Annotated in this window: 21 protein-coding genes and 1 pseudogene; 14 read left to right on the plus strand and 8 right to left on the minus strand. The window is 68.0% G+C overall.

The window, feature by feature from the left end; genetic code table 11:
• The first annotated feature begins 86 nt into the window (after window positions 1-86).
• Entirely contained in the window at window positions 87-1,250 is a 1,164-nt protein-coding gene (locus tag AB0F41_RS17890; RefSeq protein ID WP_357425054.1) for a histidine kinase, read from the plus strand.
• A 24-nt stretch (window positions 1,251-1,274) separates the two neighbouring features.
• Window positions 1,275-1,881 (plus strand): annotated as a pseudogene (locus AB0F41_RS17895) (response regulator transcription factor).
• A gap of 31 nt (window positions 1,882-1,912) precedes the next feature.
• Here the strand turns inward: AB0F41_RS17895 and AB0F41_RS17900 are convergent.
• Complete coding sequence (locus AB0F41_RS17900; RefSeq protein WP_357425056.1) at window positions 1,913-2,794, minus strand: alpha/beta hydrolase; 882 nt, start codon at window positions 2,792-2,794, stop codon at window positions 1,913-1,915.
• Window positions 2,795-2,898: 104 nt separating this feature from the next.
• Here AB0F41_RS17900 and AB0F41_RS17905 point away from each other — a divergent pair, with 104 nt between their 5' ends.
• Entirely contained in the window at window positions 2,899-3,492 is a 594-nt protein-coding gene (locus AB0F41_RS17905; RefSeq protein ID WP_357425058.1) for a TetR/AcrR family transcriptional regulator, read from the plus strand.
• 143 nt (window positions 3,493-3,635) lie between these two features.
• Here AB0F41_RS17905 and AB0F41_RS17910 read toward each other — a convergent pair whose 3' ends face one another.
• Together AB0F41_RS17910 and AB0F41_RS17915 are read right to left on the minus strand one after the other, a co-directional pair.
• Window positions 3,636-3,905, minus strand: coding sequence for a hypothetical protein (locus tag AB0F41_RS17910; RefSeq protein WP_357425060.1), 270 nt, complete (start codon window positions 3,903-3,905; stop codon window positions 3,636-3,638).
• A gap of 192 nt (window positions 3,906-4,097) precedes the next feature.
• Window positions 4,098-4,253, minus strand: a complete 156-nt coding sequence (locus AB0F41_RS17915) for a hypothetical protein (RefSeq protein ID WP_357425062.1) — start codon at window positions 4,251-4,253, stop codon at window positions 4,098-4,100.
• 168 nt (window positions 4,254-4,421) lie between these two features.
• Here AB0F41_RS17915 and AB0F41_RS17920 point away from each other — a divergent pair, with 168 nt between their 5' ends.
• The 7 genes from AB0F41_RS17920 (at window position 4,422) to AB0F41_RS17950 (ending at window position 13,647) form a co-directional block, all read left to right on the plus strand.
• On the plus strand, window positions 4,422-6,137 hold the full coding sequence (locus AB0F41_RS17920) for an acyclic terpene utilization AtuA family protein (RefSeq protein WP_357425064.1): 1,716 nt from the start codon (window positions 4,422-4,424) through the stop codon (window positions 6,135-6,137).
• On the plus strand, window positions 6,089-7,285 hold the full coding sequence (locus AB0F41_RS17925) for an acyl-CoA dehydrogenase family protein (protein WP_357425066.1): 1,197 nt from the start codon (window positions 6,089-6,091) through the stop codon (window positions 7,283-7,285). Before AB0F41_RS17920 ends, AB0F41_RS17925 begins: the two co-directional genes overlap by 49 nt.
• Window positions 7,282-8,880 (plus strand): acyl-CoA carboxylase subunit beta, encoded by a 1,599-nt coding sequence (locus AB0F41_RS17930; RefSeq protein ID WP_357425068.1) that lies wholly within the window; start codon window positions 7,282-7,284, stop codon window positions 8,878-8,880. Before AB0F41_RS17925 ends, AB0F41_RS17930 begins: the two co-directional genes overlap by 4 nt.
• Window positions 8,881-8,888: 8 nt before the next feature.
• Window positions 8,889-10,961 carry a biotin carboxylase N-terminal domain-containing protein gene (locus AB0F41_RS17935; RefSeq protein WP_357425070.1) on the plus strand — a complete coding sequence of 691 codons (2,073 nt, stop codon included), beginning with the start codon at window positions 8,889-8,891 and terminating at the stop codon, window positions 10,959-10,961.
• Window positions 10,962-10,976: 15 nt separating this feature from the next.
• Window positions 10,977-12,137: an acyl-CoA dehydrogenase family protein gene (locus AB0F41_RS17940; protein ID WP_357425072.1), complete on the plus strand. Its 1,161-nt coding sequence runs from the start codon at window positions 10,977-10,979 to the stop codon at window positions 12,135-12,137.
• Between the two features lie 61 nt (window positions 12,138-12,198).
• The gene (locus AB0F41_RS17945; RefSeq protein ID WP_357425074.1) at window positions 12,199-13,038 is read left to right on the plus strand and encodes an enoyl-CoA hydratase family protein; all 840 of its coding nucleotides are present in this window, start codon (window positions 12,199-12,201) and stop codon (window positions 13,036-13,038) included.
• A gap of 6 nt (window positions 13,039-13,044) precedes the next feature.
• On the plus strand, window positions 13,045-13,647 hold the full coding sequence (locus AB0F41_RS17950; RefSeq protein ID WP_357425076.1) for a TetR/AcrR family transcriptional regulator: 603 nt from the start codon (window positions 13,045-13,047) through the stop codon (window positions 13,645-13,647).
• A 124-nt stretch (window positions 13,648-13,771) separates the two neighbouring features.
• Here the strand turns inward: AB0F41_RS17950 and AB0F41_RS17955 are convergent, their stop codons facing one another.
• Complete coding sequence (locus tag AB0F41_RS17955) at window positions 13,772-14,248, minus strand: type II toxin-antitoxin system VapC family toxin (RefSeq protein WP_357425078.1); 477 nt, start codon at window positions 14,246-14,248, stop codon at window positions 13,772-13,774.
• On the minus strand, window positions 14,238-14,507 hold the full coding sequence (locus AB0F41_RS17960; RefSeq protein WP_357425079.1) for a type II toxin-antitoxin system prevent-host-death family antitoxin: 270 nt from the start codon (window positions 14,505-14,507) through the stop codon (window positions 14,238-14,240). The genes AB0F41_RS17955 and AB0F41_RS17960 overlap by 11 nt, the downstream gene beginning before the upstream one ends.
• Window positions 14,508-14,719: 212 nt before the next feature.
• Here AB0F41_RS17960 and AB0F41_RS17965 point away from each other — a divergent pair, with 212 nt between their 5' ends.
• Genes AB0F41_RS17965 through AB0F41_RS17975 form a run of 3 tightly spaced genes read left to right on the plus strand, consistent with a single transcriptional unit; the run spans window position 14,720 to window position 16,445 of the window.
• Window positions 14,720-15,043: a hypothetical protein gene (locus AB0F41_RS17965; RefSeq protein ID WP_357425080.1), complete on the plus strand. Its 324-nt coding sequence runs from the start codon at window positions 14,720-14,722 to the stop codon at window positions 15,041-15,043.
• A 33-nt stretch (window positions 15,044-15,076) separates the two neighbouring features.
• A complete protein-coding gene (locus AB0F41_RS17970; protein WP_357425082.1) occupies window positions 15,077-16,075 on the plus strand; it encodes a hypothetical protein in 999 nt (332 codons plus the stop codon).
• Between the two features lie 22 nt (window positions 16,076-16,097).
• Window positions 16,098-16,445: a hypothetical protein gene (locus tag AB0F41_RS17975; RefSeq protein ID WP_357425084.1), complete on the plus strand. Its 348-nt coding sequence runs from the start codon at window positions 16,098-16,100 to the stop codon at window positions 16,443-16,445.
• A 58-nt stretch (window positions 16,446-16,503) separates the two neighbouring features.
• Here the strand turns inward: AB0F41_RS17975 and AB0F41_RS17980 are convergent, their stop codons facing one another.
• Entirely contained in the window at window positions 16,504-17,514 is a 1,011-nt protein-coding gene (locus tag AB0F41_RS17980; RefSeq protein ID WP_357425086.1) for a hypothetical protein, read from the minus strand.
• A gap of 186 nt (window positions 17,515-17,700) precedes the next feature.
• On the opposite strand from AB0F41_RS17980, the gene AB0F41_RS17985 reads away from it, so the two are divergent.
• A complete protein-coding gene (locus AB0F41_RS17985) occupies window positions 17,701-18,054 on the plus strand; it encodes a DUF6086 family protein (protein WP_357425088.1) in 354 nt (117 codons plus the stop codon).
• A 27-nt stretch (window positions 18,055-18,081) separates the two neighbouring features.
• Here the strand turns inward: AB0F41_RS17985 and AB0F41_RS17990 are convergent, their stop codons facing one another.
• Both AB0F41_RS17990 and AB0F41_RS17995 read right to left on the minus strand, forming a co-directional pair.
• Window positions 18,082-18,639: an LppA family lipoprotein gene (locus AB0F41_RS17990; RefSeq protein WP_357425090.1), complete on the minus strand. Its 558-nt coding sequence runs from the start codon at window positions 18,637-18,639 to the stop codon at window positions 18,082-18,084.
• Window position 18,640: 1 nt separating this feature from the next.
• Window positions 18,641-20,305 carry an alpha/beta hydrolase gene (locus AB0F41_RS17995; RefSeq protein WP_357425092.1) on the minus strand — a complete coding sequence of 555 codons (1,665 nt, stop codon included), beginning with the start codon at window positions 20,303-20,305 and terminating at the stop codon, window positions 18,641-18,643.
• Window positions 20,306-20,372: the final 67 nt, after the last annotated feature.

Raw genomic sequence — 20,372 nt, forward strand, 5'->3', positions numbered from 1 at the left:
GTACCGTCGGTCCTCGTGATCGACCACCGCAGGGGCCGTCCGCTCCCCGGTGGGGCGGGCGGCCCACGCGCGCTCCGGGACCGGTCGTGACCGCGCCTGCCGACCCCCCGCCCGGCGGGCGGATATCCGCCTTACTGGATCGGGTGGCCGGTTACAACGCGTCGGCCGCCGCCGGATCCCGCCGCAGCCGGTTCGGGGCGGTGCTGGCGGTGATCTGGCTCGGGTACCTGATCCCGCGGATCCTGCAGGACTGGCGGGAAGCCGACCAGCCGGCGGCGGCGGCCGAGACGGCGATTCTTCTCGGGTACGCGGTACTGATCGTCGCGGCGCTCACCGGAACCGCGCCGGTCAGCGCCGCCGAAGTGTCGCGGCCCGGAAACCGCCGGGTCTGGCCGGTGCTCGCGGGGATGGGTTTCTGTGTCGCCGCACTGGTGGCACTATTCGGAGCCACCGCGGTGCCCACTGCTCTCTACCTCGCGGTCGTCGCCGTGTTCCGGCTGACGCCCCGCGCGTCCGGCTGGATCTGCCTGGCCGTCTCGCTCGCGATCCTGCTGCCGCCGCCCGTCGTTCCCGGACCGGCCGATGTGCCCTGGTCGGTGGCCTTCGTGCCCGCGGTGATCTGGGTGCTCCGGCAGGTCGGGGTGCGGGGCGCGCGGCTCACCGAACTCGCCCGCCGGCAGCAGGCCGAACTGGCCGTCGCCGCCGAACGTGACCGGGTGGCCCGCGATGTGCACGATATCCTCGGCCATTCGCTCACCGTCATCACCGTGAAAACCGAACTCGCGCGCCGGCTTCTCGATATCGATATCGACCGGGCCCGAACCGAACTCGCCGACGTCGAGGACCTGGCCCGGGACGCGCTGTCCGGCGTCCGCGATACCGTGGGCGGCCTGCGCGAGGTGACGTTGCGCGGCGAACTGGCCAACGCGCGCAGTGCCCTGGCGGCCGCGGATATCGCGGCCGACCTGCCCGATCCGTCGCGGCTACCGCCGGGCGAGCACGAGTTGTTCGGCTGGGTGCTGCGCGAGTCGATCACGAATGTGGTCCGCCACAGCGCCGCCCGGCACTGCGCGGTGACCGTATCGCCGACGCGGATCGAGGTGGTGGACGACGGCCGCGGACTGGGCGCCGCCGCGGCCGGATCGGGTCTCACCGGCCTGCGGGAGCGGGCCGGGGCCGCGGGCGCGGTGCTGACCGTATCGGAACCGGCCGGAGGAGGCGTCCGTGTTGTCGTCGCGATATCCGGATGATGAGTCGCGGGAAAGGGGCCGGAGATGATCCGCCTGCTGCTGGCCGATGACCAGGCGCTGGTCCGCGGCGCGCTCGCCGCGCTGCTCGGCCTGGAATCAGACCTCGAGGTCGTCGCCGAGGTGGGGCGGGGCGACGAAGTACTCGACGCGGTCGCGCGCACGGGTCCGGATGTGGTGCTGCTCGATGTGGAGATGCCCGGTCCGGACGGTATCGAGGTCGCGGGGGGAACTGCGCGCGAAGCACCCCGGCGTGCGCGTTCTCATGGTGACGACGTTCGGCCGCCCCGGCTATCTGCGCCGGGCGATCGACGCGGGCGCGAGTGGTTTCGTGGTCAAGGACACCCCGGCGCGCGAACTGGCCGATGCGGTGCGGCGGGTGCATATGGGGTTGCGGGTGGTGGATCCGGCGCTGGCCACCGAAACCCTCACCGCGGGCACCTCCCCGCTGACGGCCCGGGAGCGCGAGGTGCTGGCCGCGGCCGCGGACGGGGCGACGGCGGCGGTGATCGCCGGCCGCCTGCATCTGTCGGAGGGCACCGTACGCAACCACCTGTCCGCGGCCATCGGGAAGACATCCACCAGGACCCGCGCGGAGGCGGTCCGGGCCGCCGAAAGAATGGGCTGGCTCTGACTCCCGTGCGTCGTCGCGGGCGGTGGATGGTTCAGGCGCGCACCTGGTCGTGGCTGTCGATGAAGTCCAGGAAGCGCGGGATCACCTGCTCCGGGTTCGCCCAGAGCAGATCGTGGCCCACGCCCGGATAGACCTCTATCTCCGCCGCGGGTATGAACTTCCGGATTCGCGCGCTCCCGGCAGCGGGGTCGCTGACGACCGTCTCGGCCCCGTACAGCACCAGCAGCGGCGCGGTCAGGGCGGTCATCTGTTCATCGGTGAGCATGCGGTCCCACGGCATCCCGGGCCGGAATTTCGCCGCCGCCGCGGCCATCGCGAGTTCCTCGGTATCGAGTTCGGAGCGGGGTGTCAGCCACTGGTTGAACTTCCGCATGCGTTCCGGAGTCGCCCGCATACCGAGAAGCACGAACTTGAACAGCAGACCCGGGCTCGGTTTGGTGAAGGTGGCGCCGCCCGGTTCGAACATGGTGATACTCGCCAGGCGCTCGCTGTGATGCACCCCGACCATGCCCGCCAGCCAGGTACCCAGTGAGTTCCCGGCCAGATGAACCCGGTCCACGCCGAGCCCGTCGAGTACCTCCACCGCCCATTGCGCGATATCGGCGCCGTCGCGAAGCGGCGCGGTCTGTACGCAGCGGCCCGGCCACCCCATGACATCCGGGGTGTAGACCACGTGGTCGCGGGCGAAATCCTCGATGAACCGGTGCCATACGGTCCCGTTTCCCGCGATGCCCGGTAGGAGCAGGATCGGAGCGCCTTCGCCCGTCCCGGACCTGCGCACATGGGTGGTCCCGAATGAAGTCGGCACGTCGAAGGTCGTCGATGGGACCGGCCAGCGTGCGGCCAGGGCATCGTATGCGCGCCGGTGGGCGGTCTTCGCGTCGTCGCTGGTGAATCTCCCCGTTTTCGGCATGATCTCCCTCTCGCCGGTTTTTACGATATGACCATACCACTAAAATGATATGGGTATATCATCTAGCGGGCGGGCTCGGACGCGGAAGGAAGGTGGCGGAACTCGTGCCACGGTTGGTCGATCACGAGGTGCGGCGCCGGGAGATCACGGATGCCACGCGGCGCGTGATCGTCGCGGGCGGTCTGGATGCGGTGACGTTCCAGACGGTGGCGGCCGAAGCCGAATTGTCGGTGCGACTGGTGCAGTACTACTTCGGCACCAAACGAGAGTTCCTGCTGGCGACCCATCGGTCGGTGATACAGGACGCCGGGGCCCGCTTCGCTCAGCGGATGTCGGGACTGCCGCCGGGGGCCGGCCCGCGCGAGTTCATCCGTGCCGTACTCACCGAACTGCTACCGCTCGACGACCGGAGACGGGGGGAGGCGATCGTCCTGGGGGCCTTCAACACCGCCGCCATCGCCGGCCGGGGTATCAGCGCCGAGGAAACTCTGGCGGCACCCCGGGCCTTGGTGACCATCGTCGCCGAACAGCTCCGGCGCGGTGGGTCCCCGGATTCCGCCGAGCCGAACGCCGAGCTGATCCTCGCCGCCGTCGGGGGGCTCGCGCAGGGGATGCTTCCCGGTCATTACACCGCGCAATCGGCGGTGGCGCTGGTGGACCACCTGCTTGATCTCATACTGGGTGCGCCCGGGAACTGACGAACCCGGGACGCAAGTCGAACGCGCGGGGCGAAGCGGCCGGTCGGGGTTGGATCACCGCGCGGCCGGGCTGGTCGTGTGCCGGTTTCGAGGGGGTGCGTCGGCCCTGCCCGGCGCAGATGGGCAGGGCCGACGCGTCTACATCAGGTCCAGGGCAGGCAGCCGGCCATTTTCAGCCGGGTCGCCAGACCCTGGGATACCCCGATGTTGGATCCGCTGCTGCTGCCGCTTCCCAGCGAGAGCAGCAGGTCGAGTCCCAAACCGGCGCCGATCGAGCAACCCAGCAGGTTGATATCGATGGAGAGGATCTCCGTCGGGGGTGCCGGCGCGGGCTCGGCCTGGGCCGGCGCGGCGGCCGCTACGGCTGCCGCGGCCAGGGCTGTCGCCAGGAAACCCGCCTTGATGGAACGCACTAGCTGTCCTCCTACGCGCGCCCGGAGCGCGAATCGATACCGGGGTCGAGCGCATCGAGTGGTGCCCGGCCCGGCCCGGTACGCCACCGCAGGCATAGTGCCCCGCGCGGCCGCCCGGGAAACCTCGCAAGGAAATCCGGACTGTGGAGAGGGTTACGGACTACAGCGGTCGCGGCATACGGCGGTTGCGGATCACAGCAACCAGAGCAGCGCGCCCGCGGCCGCGAGTGCCGCGGCCACGCCCAGGGCGATCGCGAGCGGGCGCGTGGTCTTCCAGGTGGTGTAGGCGCCGCCGATCAGGAATCCGGCGAGGGTGAACAGCAGCACGACAGCGACATCGGTGGACACGATAGGACATTTTGCCTGGTCGTACCCGGTGGCCGAGGTTTGGGGAGGGTGCCCGGCATTTAACAAGCACGCGTGCTTGCTTTTTTCTGCGGTGCCTGTGATGCTGAACTCATCCGCCGCGGGTACGCACCGTCCCACCCGCCGCCACGGTAGGAGGCACAACCGCTGATGAGTGCTCTGGCCGCCGATCCGGACGTGATCCGCATCGGCAACTGCTCCGGGTTCTACGGCGACCGGTTCGGCGCCATGCGCGAAATGCTCGAGGGCGGGCACCTCGATGTGCTCACCGGCGACTATCTGGCCGAACTCACCATGCTGATCCTGGGCCGCGACCGGATGAAGGATCCGGGCCTCGGCTACGCGAAAACCTTCCTGCGCCAGCTCGAGGACTGCCTCGGCCTGGCGCTGGAGCGCAACGTCCAGATCGTCACCAACGCCGGTGGGGTGAATCCGGCGGGGCTGGCGGAGAAGGTCAGCGAATTGGCCGGCCGCCTCGGGCTCGACGCGCGGGTCGGACACGTGGAAGGCGACGACCTCACCGGCCGCGCCGCCGAACTCGGACTCGGATCCCCGCTCACCGCCAACGCCTACCTCGGGGCGTGGGGAATCGTCGAATGCCTCGACGCGGGCGCCGATATCGTGGTCACCGGCCGGGTCACCGACGCCTCGGTCGTGGTGGGCCCGGCGGCGGCGCATTTCGGCTGGGCCCGTACCGATTACGATGCGCTGGCCGGGGCCGTGGTGGCCGGGCACGTGATCGAATGCGGTACCCAGGCCACCGGCGGTAACTTCGCCTTCTTCACCGAACTCGCCGATCTCGGCCGTCCCGGTTTCCCGATCGCCGAGCTGCGCGCCGACGGCAGCAGCGTGATCACCAAACACGCCGGCACCGGCGGCGCGGTCACCGTCGATACGGTATCCGCGCAGTTGATGTACGAGATCCAGGGCGCGCGCTACGCCGGACCCGATGTCACCACCCGGCTCGACACCGTGGAACTCACCGCCGACGGCCCGGACCGGGTGGCGATCCGGGGCGCCGAGGGTGAGCCGCCGCCGCCGCGGCTGAAGGTCTCGCTGAACACCCTGGGCGGGTTCCGCAACGAGATGGAGTTCATCCTGACCGGCCTCGATATCGAGGCGAAAGCCGAACTGGCGCAGCGGCAGCTGGAATCGTGGCTGCCCGAACGCCCGGCCGAACTCGACTGGACGCTGGCGCGGCTGGATCGTCCCGACGCCGAGACCGAGGAGCAGGCGAGTGCGCTTTTGCGCTGTGTCGTCCGTGATCCCGACCCGAAGAAGGTGGGTCGCGCCTTTTCCGGTGTCGCGGTGGAGCTGGCGCTGGCCAGCTATCCGGGTTGCAGTTTCACCGCGCCGCCCGGCAGTGGCGCGCCCTACGGGGTCTACCGGCCGGGCTATGTCGACGCCTCGGAGGTCGCGCATACCGCGGTACGCCCGGCGGGCTTCCGGGTGCTGGTGGGCGCCCCGGCGAAGACACAGATTCTCGAGGATGTGCCCGAACCGGCTCTTCCGGAACCGCTTCCGCCCGGACCCACCCGCCGGGTGCCGCTCGGGTCCGTGGCCCTGGCCCGCAGCGGCGACAAGGGCGGCGACGCGAATATCGGCGTCTGGGTGCGCACCGACGAGCAATGGCGCTGGCTGGCCCATACGCTGACCGTCGACCGGGTGCGCGAACTGCTGCCCGAAACGGCCGCGCTGGAAATCACCAGGCATGTGCTGCCGAACCTGCGCGCGCTGAACTTCCTGATCACCGGTCTGCTCGGCGAGGGCGTGGCCTATCAGGCCCGTTTCGACCCCCAGGCCAAGGGACTCGGCGAATGGTTGCGGTCCCGCCATCTCGACATACCGTTGGAGCTGCTGTCGTGACGACTGTCTGGAATACCGCGGAACGCCGTGAACTGCGCGCCACCGTACGCGCTTTCGCCGACCGCGAGATCCTGCCCTACCAGGACGATTGGGAACGCGACGGGGAGATCCCCCGCGAACTGCACAAGCAGGCCGGGGAACTCGGCCTGCTCGGGGTGCAGTTCCCGGAAGCGGTGGGCGGCGCCGGCGGCGACGGGATCGACGGCGCGATCGTCTGCGAAGAGCTGCACTACGCGGGTGTTTCCGGTGGAGTGTTCGCTTCGCTGTTCACCTGCGGTATCGCCGTGCCGCACCTGATCGCCGCGGGCGACCCCGAGCAGATCGCCCGCTGGGCGGCGCCGACCCTGGCCGGTGACAAGATCGGTTCGCTGGCGATCACCGAACCCGGCGGCGGTTCCGATGTCGGCCATCTGACGACCTCGGCGCGCCGCGACGGCGACCACTACATCGTCAACGGCGCCAAAACCTACATCACCTCTGGCTGCCGCGCCGATTTCGTGGTCACCGCCGTGCGCACCGGCGGGCCCGGGTCGTCGGGCGTCTCACTGCTGCTGGTCGAGAAGGACACTCCCGGTTTCACGGTGAGCCGGAAGCTGGACAAGATGGGCTGGCGGGCCTCCGATACCGCCGAACTCTCCTACCAGGACGTCCGGGTCCCGGTGACCAACCTCGTGGGTCCGGAGAACTCCGGCTTCCTGCAGATCGCGGCCGCTTTCGTGAGCGAGCGCGTGGGCCTCGCGGTCCAGGCGTATTCGAGCGCGCAGCGCTGCCTGGACCTCACCCTGGACTGGGTGCGCAACCGGGAGACCTTCGGCCGCCCGCTCATCTCGCGGCAGGCCGTGCAGAACACGGTCACCGAAATGGCGCGCCGGGTGGATATCGCCCGCGTCTACACCCGCGACGTGGCCGCCCGCGCCGCCGCCGGGGAGACCGATCTGATCGCCGAGGTGTGCTTCGCCAAGAACACCGCCGTCGAATCCGGGGAGTGGGTGGCGAATCAGGCGGTGCAACTGTTCGGCGGGCTCGGCTATATGCGGGAATCCGAGGTCGAACGCCAATACCGCGATATGCGGATCCTGGGGATCGGCGGCGGCACCACCGAAATCCTCACCGGCCTGGCCGCGAAACGACTGGGGTACCAATCATGACGACGCTGCGCAGCACCCTCGACACCACCGGTGGCGAATACACCGCGGCCGCCGAGGCCATGACCGCCAAACTTGCCGAGGTCGCGGTGGAATTCGAGAAGGTCGTCGCGGGCGGCGGCCCGGAGAAGCTGGCCCGGCATCGCAAACGCGGCAAACTGACCGCCCGCGAGCGCATCGAACTGCTCATCGACGAGGACTCCCCGTTCCTCGAACTGTGCCCGCTCGCGGCCTGGGGCAGCGAGTTCCAGGTGGGGGCGAGCACGGTCGCCGGGATCGGCGTGGTCGAGGGTGTGGAATGCATGATCGTCGCCCCGGACCCCACCGTGCGCGGCGGCACCTCCAACCCGTGGACGCTGCGCAAGACGCTGCGGATCAACGACATCATCCGCGAGAACCGGCTGCCGGTGATCTCGCTGGTGGAATCCGGCGGCGCCGATCTGCCCACGCAGAAAGAGGTGTTCGTCCCCGGCGGCCGGATGTTCCGCGACCTCACCCAGGCGTCGGCGGCCGGTATCCCCACCATCGCCCTGGTCTTCGGCAACTCCACCGCGGGTGGCGCCTACATCCCGGGCATGTCCGATCACGTGGTGATGATCAAGGAACGCTCCAAGGTGTTCCTCGGCGGACCGCCGCTGGTGAAGATGGCCACCGGTGAGGAGTCCGACGACGAATCCCTCGGCGGCGCGGATATGCACGCCCGGGTCTCGGGCCTGGCCGACTACTACGCACTCGACGAACAGGACGCCATCCGGATCGGGCGCCGTATCGTCAAGCGGCTGAACTGGAAGAAGCAGGGACCGCAGCCGCGCGCCGCTGTCCTCGAACCGCTGCACGATCCCGAGGATCTGCTGGGTATCGTCCCGCCGGACCTGAAGATCCCGTTCGACCCGCGCGAGGTGATCGCCCGTATCGTCGACGGCTCCGATTTCGACGAGTTCAAACCGCTCTACGGGTCGAGCCTGGTCACCGGCTGGGCCGAATTGCACGGCTATCCCGTGGGCATTCTCGCCAACGCCCGCGGTGTGCTGTTCTCCGAGGAATCGCAGAAGGCCACCCAGTTCATCCAGCTCGCGAACAAGACGAACACCCCGCTGCTGTTCCTGCACAACACCACCGGCTACATGGTCGGCAAGGAATACGAGCAGAAGGGCATCATCAAACACGGCGCGATGATGATCAACGCGGTATCCAACTCCAAGGTCCCGCATATCTCGGTGCTGATGGGTTCCTCCTACGGTGCCGGGCATTACGGAATGTGCGGCCGCGCCTACGACCCGCGTTTCGTCTTCGCCTGGCCCAGCGCCAAATCCGCGGTGATGGGCGGCGCGCAGCTGGCCGGGGTGATCTCCATCGTCGGCCGGGCCGCCGCCGAGGCGCGCGGGCAGGCCTTCGACGAGGAGGCCGACGCCGGTATGCGCGCCATGGTGGAAGCGCAGATCGAAGCCGAATCGCTGGCCATGTTCATGTCCGGCCGGCTCTTCGACGACGGCGTCATCGATCCGCGCGATACCCGCACCGTGCTCGGGATGGCGCTGTCGGCCATCCACACTGCTCCTGTCCAGGGCGCCGAATCCTTCGGCGTCTTCCGAATGTGAGGCCGGTCGTGACCAATTCACCGCAAACCGTCACCAGCGTGCTGGTCGCCAATCGCGGGGAGATCGCGCGCCGGATCTTCGCGACCTGCCGCCGGATGGGTCTGGGCGCGGTCGCCGTCTACTCCGACGCCGACGCGGAGTCCCCGCATATCGCCGAGGCGGACGCCGCGGTCCGGCTCCCCGGGAACACCCCCGCCGAGACCTATCTCCGTGCCGACCTGCTCATCGCCGCCGCCCAGGCGACCGGCGCCGATGCCGTGCACCCGGGTTACGGGTTCCTCTCCGAGAACGCCGAATTCGCGCGCGCAGTCGTTGCCGCCGGACTGGTGTGGATCGGGCCGCCCGCCGCCGCGATCGAGGAAATGGGTTCCAAGGTCGCGGCCAAGAAGATGATGGACGCCGCCGGGGTTCCGGTACTGGCCGAACTCGACCCCGACGAGGTCACCGAGGATCAGCTGCCGGTCCTCATCAAAGCTTCCGCCGGTGGTGGCGGCCGTGGAATGCGCGTGGTGCGCACCGTGGCCGAGCTGCCCGGACAGCTCGAGGGCGCGCGGCGCGAGGCCGAATCGGCATTCGGCGATCCCACCGTCTTCTGTGAGCGCTACCTGGAAACCGGCCGCCATATCGAAGTACAGGTGATGGCCGATACACACGGCACCATCTGGGCGGTCGGCGAACGGGAGTGCTCGATCCAGCGTCGGCACCAGAAGGTCGTGGAGGAGGCGCCCTCGCCGCTGGTGGAGCGGATCGACGCGCAGGGCCTCCTGGACGGGGCGGCGGCCGGTGCGGGCGGCCGGGTGGTCCCCGGCGGGATGCGCGACCGGCTGTTCGAGGCGGCGCGGCAGGCCGCCGCCGCCATCGGTTACACCGGCGCCGGCACGGTCGAATTCCTGGCCGACGAGTCCGGGGAGTTCTTCTTCCTGGAGATGAACACCCGGCTGCAGGTGGAGCATCCGGTCACCGAATGCACCACCGGTCTCGACCTGGTGCAACTCCAGTTGGAGATCGCCCAGGGCGCCCATCTGGATCCGGAACCGCCCGAGATGCACGGTCATTCGATCGAGGTCCGGCTCTACGCCGAGGATCCCGCTCAGGACTGGCAGCCGCAGAGCGGCACGGTGCACCATATCGACCTACCCTCGGTGGCCGCCGAGTTCGATCTACTCGAACGACCCGGCGTCCGGCTGGACTCCGGGGTGGTGGACGGGTCGGTGGTCGGCGTGCACTACGACCCGATGCTCGCCAAGGTCATCTCCTACGGCCGTACCCGCGACGAGGCGGCCCGGCTGCTGGCCGGTGCTCTGCACCGGGCCCGCATCCACGGCCTGGCCACCAACCGCGACCTGCTGGTCCGGGTGCTGCGCCATCCGGCCTTCCTGGCCGGCGATACCGATACCGCCTTCTTCGCCACCCACGGTCTGGACGCGCTCGCCGCGCCGCTGGTCGCGGGGGTGGACGAGGAGCTGGCCGTCGTCGCGGCGGCGCTCGCCGATGCGGCCGCCAACCGGGCCCGGGCCGGCGTGCTGGCCGGCGCGCCCAGCGGCTGGCGCAATCTGCCGTCGCAGTCCCAGCACAAGTCCTACGAGAGCCGTACCAGCGGTGTGCACGAGGTCGGCTACCGATTCACCCGGTCCGGGGTGGAGGTGGCAGGTGTCGAAGGTCTGGAGCTGATCTCGGCCGCACCCGGCGAGGTGGTCCTCGCGGTGCCCGGACCGCACGGGCCGGTGCGCCGCCGGTTCGCTGTCGCCCGTTACGGCGACCTCGTCTGTGTGGACTCCGCCCTCGGCCCGGTCGCGCTGACCCGGCTCCCGCGGTTCACCGACCCCGCCGACCAGGTCGCCACCGGATCGCTACTGGCCCCGATGCCCGGCACCGTGATCCGGCTGGGCGCCGAGGTCGGCAGCACCGTCACCGCCGGGCAGCCGATCCTGTGGCTGGAGGCCATGAAGATGGAGCACACCATCGCCGCGCCCGCCGCCGGTGTGCTCAGTGCGGTGAATGTCGAAGTCGGCCGGCAGGTCGAGGTCGGAGCCGTTCTCGCCGTGGTGGACCCCGCCACCGAAGACCACGAACAGCGCTGAAAACAGGAGAAGGCAATGAGCTTCATCGAATCCGACGAACGCAAAGAGCTGCGCGCCGCCGTCGCCGCGCTGGCCGCCAAATACAACTACCGCGACTATGTGCTGCCCCGGGCGCGTAAGAGCGAACCGCTCGACGAACTGTGGGCCGAGGCGGGCAAACTCGGATTCCTGGGCGTCAACCTGCCCGAGGAATACGGCGGCGGTGGCGCCGGAATGTACGAACTGGCGCTGGTGATGGAGGAATTGTCTTCGCAGGGCGCGGGCCTGCTGCTCATGGTGGTCTCGCCCGCCATCTGCGGCACCATCATCACCAAATACGGCACCGACGAGCAGAAGTCGGAATGGCTGCCGAAACTGGCCGACGGTTCGGCCAAGATGGTGTTCGGTATCACCGAACCCGATGCCGGTTCCAATTCCCACCAGATCACCACCACCGCCCGCCGCGACGGTGACGGCTGGTTGCTCACCGGCCGCAAGATCTTCATCTCCGGGGTCGACCAGGCCGAGGCCGTGCTCATCGTGGCCCGCACCGAAGACCACAAGACCGGCAAACTCAAGCCCGCCCTGTTCATCGTCCCCACCGACGCTCCCGGGTTCGAGAAGACCCCGCAGGAAATGGACATCATCGAACCGGACCACCAGTTCACGCTGTTTCTCGATGATGTCCGGCTACCGTCCACCGCCCTGGTCGGGAAAGAGGACGCCGCCCTCATGCAATTGTTCGCGGGACTCAACCCGGAACGCATCATGGGCGCCGCCATGGCCGTCGGTATCGGCCGCTACGCCCTCGACCGAGCGGTCGACTACGCCAAGGAACGCACCGTCTGGAAGTCCCCGATCGGTGCGCACCAGGGCATCTCGCATCCGCTCGCACAGGTGAAGATCGAACTGGAACTGGCCCGGCTGATGATGCTCAAGGCCGCCACCCTCTACGACGCCGGTGACGAGATGGGCGCCGCGGAGGCCGCGAATATGGCCAAATACGCCGCCGCCGAAGCGAGTATCAAGGCCCTCGACCAGGCGATACAGACCCACGGCGGTTCCGGCCTCACCTCCGAGTACGGCCTGTCGGCCATGCTGGGCGCCGCGCGGATCGCCCGTATCGCCCCGGTGAGCCGGGAAATGATCCTGAACTTCGTCGCGCAGCATTCGCTGGGTCTGCCGAAGTCCTACTGAACATCCCGGGCCGGGGCTCGATCGAGGCCCGGCCCGGTCTCCGAAGAAAGGCAGGACCGCCGTGACCGGCCCCGAAACCACCGGCCGCGTAGTCGGCTACGCCGTCGAGGACGGATTCGCCGTCCTCACCCTCGATTCCCCGCACAACCGCAACGCCATCTCCTCCCGGCTGGTCACCGAACTCCAGGAGGGCCTGGACCGCGCCGCCGCCGACCCCCGGGTGCGCGGGGTGGTCCTCACCCACACCGGCAACACCTTCTGCGCCGGCGCGGACCTGAAGGAGGCGGTGGCCGCCGATCCGGCCGCCGCCGCCGATATCCGCACCCAGTGGATGGTGCGGTTGCTGCGCTCGATTCTGGAGCTGCCGAAACCGGTGATCGCCAAGGTCGACGGGAACGTGCGGGCGGGCGGTATGGGCCTGCTCGCGGCCTGCGATATCGCGGTCGCCGGCCTCTCCAGCAGTTTCGCGCTCACCGAGGCGCGGCTCGGGCTGGCACCGTTCGTCATCTCGCTGACCCTGCTGCCCCGGATGGCGCCCCGCGCCGCGGACCGCTACTTCCTGACCGGGGAGAAGTTCGACGCCGATACCGCGGAACGGATCGGCCTCATCACCCTGGCCACGAACGACCCGGACGCCCGCGTCTCCGAACTCCTGGACGAACTGCGTGAAGGCTCGCCGCAGGGTCTCGCGGAGAGCAAACGTCTCACCACCGCCGGGATCCTCGCCGAATTCGACCGTTCCGCAGCCGAGCTGGCCGTCCGCTCCGGCAGCTTCTTCGGCAGCGACGAGGTGATCGAGGGCATGACCGCGTTTCTGCAACGCCGCCCGCCGAACTGGGCCGAACCGGCCCCGGCGACATCCGCTCCGGGTTCGGGCCCCGCCGAGGGCTCGGCAGAATAGACGGCTATGGCGACCCCCCACGAACCCAAACAGGACCGCAGCCGGGCCACCCGGCAGCGGCTCCTCGAGGCGACCATCGACTGCCTGGCCGAAAGAGGCTGGGCCGCCGCCACGGTCGCCGTGGTCGCCGAACGGGCCGGGGTGTCGCGTGGCGCCGCCCAGCATCATTTCCCCACCCGCGAAGACCTCATCACCGCCGCGCTGACCTATATGTTCGACACCCGCACCGACCAGGCGGTCACGGCCGCGGGCACCGAATCCGGTCTCGCCCGCACCGAAGCGGTGGTGGCCGGCCTGGTCGACTCCTACACCAGCCCGCTGTTCAAAGCCGCCCTCCAGGTGTGGACCCATGCCGCCGCCGACCCCGCACTGCGCGAACACATCATTCCCCTGGAAGCCCGCTTCGGCCGCGGCGCCCACCGCCGCGCCGTCCGCGCGCTGGATGTCGACGACACCGACCCGGTCACCCACCACCTGGTTCAGGCCACCCTGGATCTGGCCCGCGGGCTGGGGCTGGCCGACGTGCTCACCGACGATTCGGCCCGCCGCAAACAGATCGTCCACCAGTGGGCGGTCACCCTCCACGAGGCCCTCGAAGCCCGCCGCTGAACAGGCGTTATATCGGCTTCCCGACACCGACTCCCACTGAGCGTCATCGAACACCCGCTACCGCGAAGCCGTCGTCACCCCGGCGGCATCGCCTCGAAACCCGACCTCACACAGGAGACGCGCCCTAGCCGGTACTGCCCTCGTGCGGGACGCTCGGACGAGTGACGGACACAATCGTGACCAGGCTTTCCAAGCCTTTGAAATCACCGGGGTTGGTGGTGTAGAGCGGGAGATCCTCGGCGAGGGCGATGGACGCGATCATGAGGTCGGCGATGCGACGCCGCGGCTTTCGCCCCGTGGCGATGACAGCTGCGCACACTCGCCCATAAGCGCGTGCCGATTCTCCGTCGAAAGGTACGGGATCGAATTCGTGCTCGGCTCGCTGGAGCACATCGAGGCGCCGGGCCCGCTCCGCGTGTTCGTCGTAGTTGTGTTGCTCGGCGGCGGGGCGAACCTCATGTGGCCCGGCCGATAATTCGGCCAGGGTGATGGCCGTAATCGCCATTTCATCCGGAAGTTCCGCTGGGTCGATCCAGCGCCGCAGGATCATGATGTTGGTGTCGATCAGCCCGCGAGTGCGAGTCCGGCGTTCAACGGTCATAGGGGCTGTCCAGATATTGATCCGCCGTAGCGTCCTGATCGGCACGGAACGTTTCGGGGTCGATGCCGGGCGCGGTCCGTGACATGGCAGCGAACTCCGCTCGTGGGACGAACCGGCGGCGGCGCCGGAGCGGAACGAGCTCACCGATCTGGTTGCCGTCGCGGGTGACGGTGAACGCTTGCCCGTCTTGAACCGCGTCCATGATCTCCTTCGACCGATTGCGCAGATCCCGCTGCGTGATTTCGGGCTGAACGCTCATAGTCCCAGGATAACGTGGTGTGCCACGCAGTGCTACAAGGTGCTGCGGTCGGCCTCCACGAGGCACTCGCAGCCCGCCGCTGATCCGGTTCCCGACCGGGCCCTGCTCCCGAGCGTTGACGGGGTTGGGCTTGCTCGGGTGCCCCTGACATGTTTGAATCGCCCGGCAGACAGGAAGCCAGCTCGATGTTCTGGACCTGTTGGGAGGGAATTATGGGGGATGAGCGCAAGCCGAGAAATCCGGCCCGTATCGCTGGGACGGCCGCCCGGCTCGGTGGCCTGCTCGCCGAGGGGCTGCTCCGGCGGGAGCTCTTGATAGGCGCTGTGCTGCTGTCGACCTTCACGATCGTGATCGGCCTGACGGCGTCGAGTACCTCCTGGAAGATCGGCTATTGCCTCGCGGGTGGCGTCGGAATAGTGGCGTCGTTCGTCACCATGCGCAAGGAATGGACTCTGCAATGGCTGGGGTCCCTGTGTATCTGTGTTCTCAACATTGCCCTGCTGGTCGCTTACGGGCGACTGACGGGTGATGTCTGAATCGAACAGTGAAGCTATTTTTCAGGAGCAATCATGGCACCGGAAACCTCGGTCGAAATCAGTGATCTTCGCGGCTGGTCCGGACAGGTCGGTAGGTCTGGAACGCACCTCTTCGAAGGGCACGGCTACGCTCTCCGGAATATCAACGACCCCGAGTTCGGTCGCATCATGGATCTCATCAAGGGCGATTACTCGAGATTACTTCCGGCTCTGCACGATATGTTGCTCGCGAGTAGTGAGAACATGGACCGCGCCAAGAACGCCCTGGAGATCACCGCCAACGATTACGTCGATGTGGATCGGAAGCTCGCAGGGTCGCTGGCCGGCGCGGATGGGGATGTTCCGGTCGGCCTCGCCGACGATGGGGTAGCCGACGGGTTCAACGATCCGTCGGCCCCGACCGAACACCTGAAGGACCCTGTGCGTGGAGACCAGGAGATACCAACGGTTTCCTTCGGCATCCTCTGGGACAGGGTCTGCGACCTGCTGGTGACACTCGGCGGCCCCGACCCACGCACCAAGGTCGCCACACTGCTGGCGGGCGATATTCCGAAGGCCACCGGCCAGGCCGATGCCTGGCGGCGGCTCGCCGAGTTCATCGACGACGTGCAGGGCAATCTCGCCGGTGGGCAGACCGCGATATCCAAAACCTGGACGGGCGGTGCGTCGGCCGCGGCGGCGGGCCATTTCCAGTCGTGGGATACGAAATTCGACCGTGTCGAGGACATCATGCGCAAGACGGCGCAGTACCTCGACGACGCCGCGAAGCAGGCCGTGAACCTAGCCCAGAACGCCACCGACGCTTTCGTCCTGATCGTCAGCCTGCTCACCGCGGCGTTCACCAAGGCTTCTATTCCGCTGTACGGGCAGGCATATCTGGCAGCGAAGGGGTGGGAGGCTTTCAAACTCTACAAGGGGGTCGTGACGGTGGTGAATGTCTTCTTCACGCTGCTGCGTTCCATCGTGAATCTCTTCATTTCCGCGATCGGCGAGTTCGGCCGCGAGTCGCTGCCGACACCCCCGAAGGCGTGAGAACCCGACCAGGAGAACAACTATGGCGATAGCAGACCGCGGCGACGCATTCGGCACGATACTGAATCAGCTCACCACGGCGCTCGGCGATCTGCAGCGGGAGGTAGAGCGACTGGCGCAGGCGAACGTGACTACTCCGGAGGAGGCGCGGCAGTTGCAGGAGCTCGCGGAGTCGGGTGAGCTGGGTTCGGAAATGGAACAGGCCGCCGCATTGGTCGCCGCCGGGACCGAAACCTGGGACGGACTGCTGTCGGGCCGGTCGGCGAACTCGGCTTTGCTCGCTCCCGTGATGCAAGCGAATGCGGCACGGTACGGCTCGGAGTTCAGCGCGAAGATCGCCGCCGAACCAGCCCCCGATGTCGTCGAGTGAATGACGTCGAGTCGTCCAGGTCTTGCGCCCATCGGCGCCGCAGTCGGCCTCGGGCCGGTCAGTCGCCGTCCTCGCGGGGCGGCCTGATCGGCGCCGGTTCGTAAGGTGTGAATCCGGGGTTGGGAATGATTCCCGCGCCGATGTCGTCCGGATCGATCAACTCACCTTTGATCTTGTCGGCCGGAACACCCCCGCGGAACACCACCTCCTCGGCATGGTGAACCTCGTAATCGGCACCGTATCGGTTGTTCATATCCAACGACCGGGGTGCGTCCTGGACGACATAGACCTGCCGTTGGGAGCCGTCCGCGTACACCGCCGCGACATCGGGGTTCTTGGACGTCCACACGTGGTCGGAGGTATCGCCGCGATCTCCGGCCCGATCATCGTGCGGAATGATCCAGCCCTCCTCACGTTTATCGCTCCACGGCCGGAAGCCCTCCTCGAAGATCGTGTCACGGGACCGTTCGTCGCCCCGGTACACCTCGCCCAGATAGGGCTCCTTCCCGGCGATATCCGCGGAGAAGGGCAGCGGCTCCCCGAGCCGGCGGGCCTGCTGCTCCAACTGGTCCTTCCACTCCCACATGGCCTGGGCGTACTCCCGTCCGGTGACACCCGACTCACGGAGATGGTCCTGTTTGATCTGGATCGCCCGGCCCCACGTGCGATTGGCGAGCCAGGTCTCGCCTTCCGACGGGCCCCGATCGGGCGCGTCGTCTTCCGGCCAATCCCACTCGTCCCGTTTCTCCGGCTCTGTGCGCATGTCCGCCGGCATCTCGTGCCGCGTGATGTGCGCACGCAGGTCCGCGTAGAAGTCTTCGGCACCGTGGCGACCCCGATCCAGCCTCTCCTCGAGGCTGGACCACCGGCCCAGCGGGGCATCCGCGGCCAGGCCACCCAAAGTGCGTGCGTTCGCCCGGTCGTTCCCCTCGGTCACCTGCGCCAAGGCGCGCAGAGTGCTGCCCTGCCGGCCGCACCCGACGGCGAGATGGTCGGCCATGGCCTCGCCCGAACTCCGCACCTTACGAGCGGCGGAAAGCAGGACATCGATGATCTGGCAGCTCCGCACTCGCCCCACCCGTCTCGGATCAGCTGAGGACAAAATCGTAGTCGTGTCAGGACCACCGAAGATACTCATGCATGGGGAATCGTCGGCGAGTCATGAGGCCCGGTCCGCCGGTGACGTGTCCGGGCCGAGGGATCTCCGCGCCGAGGTGTTGCGCCGCGGTGCCGCCATACGTGTGGAGTGGGCACAGTGAGCTACATATTCGAGATTCAGGATGAAACGGTGTGGAGCCCTGCTCTGCGAGTGGGGAAGCTGTATGAGAGCATGGCTCAGGACGTGGCCGAATCACTCGGGGTACCTACGGGTATGACCGCAATGGCATCGGATTTCTGCGAAATCGAACTCGACGTATTCGTAACGTTCGTGCGTCTTGCGTACAAGGAATACTTCTCGAGTAGCCATCCGGTATTGCGAGGGCTGATCGGGGCGGTACTGGCACCCTCGATCGTCGTGTTGGAGCGGGGCGGACAGTCTGTTGTTCCCGATTCGGCCGAGGAGCGGGAGTTTCTACGTCGTGCCCGGGACCTGTCGATGCCGCGGTAGCGGGAGGTCAATCTGGTGTCATGCCGATTATCGGTGTTGTTGTGTGGGGAGGTCTTCGGCGCGGTAGCGGCAGCCCGTCACCCCACCCAGAGAGGCGGCGACCCGGGTGCCGATAGTGATCTGGTTGCCGTGGTCGGGTGAGTGCAGGGTGATGTCGTGGTGGCCGGGTTCGTCGAATCGGACGGTGAGCACCGTCATCCCGGATTCCGCGGCGATGGTGCGGGCCGCGTCCAGGACTCGTGGCCAGGCCGTATCGCTGATCGGTGTGGGGGAGTAGCGCTTGTCGGTGGTCATGGAGACGCCGTCGGTCTCGAAGTAGGCGTCGGGGCAGCCGAGGGTGCCCTGTGCGCGATTGACCTTCGGTTCCCAGGTGAGTTCGGGGGCCGCGGTTTCGGTGGCGTCGGCGATCCGCTGGACGACGACGGTGAGCTGGTCGTAGGTCTGTTCGAGGGAGGGGAGTTCGCGCATTTCGGCTTCGGCGTGCGCGATCTCGTCCGCTGTCGCGGTGTCGTCGCTGCTCGCGCATCCGGTGAGGAAGAAGGCGATCAGTGCGGCGGTGAGCAGTAAAGCGGGGCGAGCCGCCATCTCAGCGCACCGCCAGGTGCGGTAGTCCCGCGATCACCACGGCCATGTTGTAGGCGGCGGTGCGGAGTTCACCGTTGGCGCTGGGTCTCGGGTATTCGCTGTGACCGTTGGAGTCCTCACGGTGGACGCCGTCCGGGGTGGTCGCCTCGCCGACGGAGAGTTGTTCCAGGTTGGTGGTGACGGGGTCGGGGCCGAAGACGCCGAAGTGATCGGCGAAGGTGATCGGGTCGTCGGGGGCGCGCATCACATAGGCGCGGCCCTGCGGCAGCCCGAGATCCGGTTCGTCGTGGGCCATCACACCGGGCGAACCGTAGAAGACGGCATCGTCGACCGGTCCGCCCGCACCGGATTCCCGCAGGGCCAGTGCCGTGGTCACGGAACCGTAGGAGTGGCCGAGTGCGGTGATATGGGGGTCGGGCCGGTTCGACGCGGCGTCCAGACCCTCGAAGAAGCTCGCCAGCCGGGGCGCTCCCGCTTCGGCCCGGGAGCGGTTCGCGGCGTCGATGCCGATATCCGCGGGCGGCTCGTAGCCGAGCCAGGCGATGGTGGCCACCGGCTCATCGGGTCGCCCGGCGAGTTCGAGTTGCCGCTGGGTCTCCTGCTGTAGGGCCAGCGCCTCACCCGCCATACCGTCCAGCGACGGCATAGTCGTCGAAACGCCTGGGGTGGTGACAGCGATATGCTGCGCGTTATCCGGGTCGCCGATCGCGATCGCCGCCATACCTTTGTCCCCCGACTGCATATCCAGCAGCATGAGGCGGGCGCCGGCATTCGGGTTGTCCGGGTCGAGCGGGTATTTCCGCAACGTGTCTTCGAGCGAGTCCAGGTCGGAGAGTTTGGTCTCGACCCGCTCCACGTCGTCGTCCCAGGAAGGGTTGTCGAAGAGGGATTCCTCGATATCCCGTTTCAGGCGATCGCGTTCGAGTAGCAACCGCGCCCGTTCGTCGTCGATCCGGTTGATGTTCGCTTCGTGGCGCGCGGCCGACGGAATACCGTCCCGGTTGCCGACCCATTCGGGATGCTGCTCGATGACCTCGCGACGCTGCTGGTCGCTCAGGGCGTTCCAGTACGCGCTGTTCTGTTCCGGTGTCGCGTTCTCCGGCGGTGCGGGTGCGGTCAACCCGCCCTGGGTCGCCCCGGCCGTGGCGGCGGCAGCGGTATCGGTGGCGCCGCCGTCGTCGATCGTGCCGTCGGCGGCCTTGTTCAGCACCGCCGCGGCGTCGGCGATGATGTCGTCGGCCTGGCGCATTACGGCGTGGGCGGCGTCGATCAGTTCGAGCCGCAGCGATTCCACGGCCGCCGGGTCGGGAGCACCGGGTTTGTCGGCGATGGTGACGTGCCCGTTGTCCCACACCTCGAGTCCGTTTTCGGCCGCCCGGCGGTCGATGGTGGACAGTGTCGTCTTCAAGTGGGCGACGGCCGCCCGGGACTGTGTGGTCGATGTCCGCACGGCCGCGAGCGCGGCGGCTTCATCGGTCAGCTGATCGGAGGTATCGGCGAACCGGCGCTGCGCCGCGTCGGCGGCGTCCCCGCTCCAGCCCGGAATGTTCTTGATCTCGGCGAGCTGTTTGTTCACGTCCTCGACGGTGGTGATACGGCGGGACAGCGATGTTTCGAGGTGTTCGAGAGCGAGCTCGTTCCACCATCGGATATCAGGTAACAGCACGAAATCTCGATCCCCCGGACTTGGTCCCTCGTCACGTCTTGCCGATAGGCTACCGGTGGTTGTCTAT

Source organism: Nocardia sp. NPDC024068 (assembly GCF_040638875.1).
Classification (GTDB): domain Bacteria; phylum Actinomycetota; class Actinomycetes; order Mycobacteriales; family Mycobacteriaceae; genus Nocardia.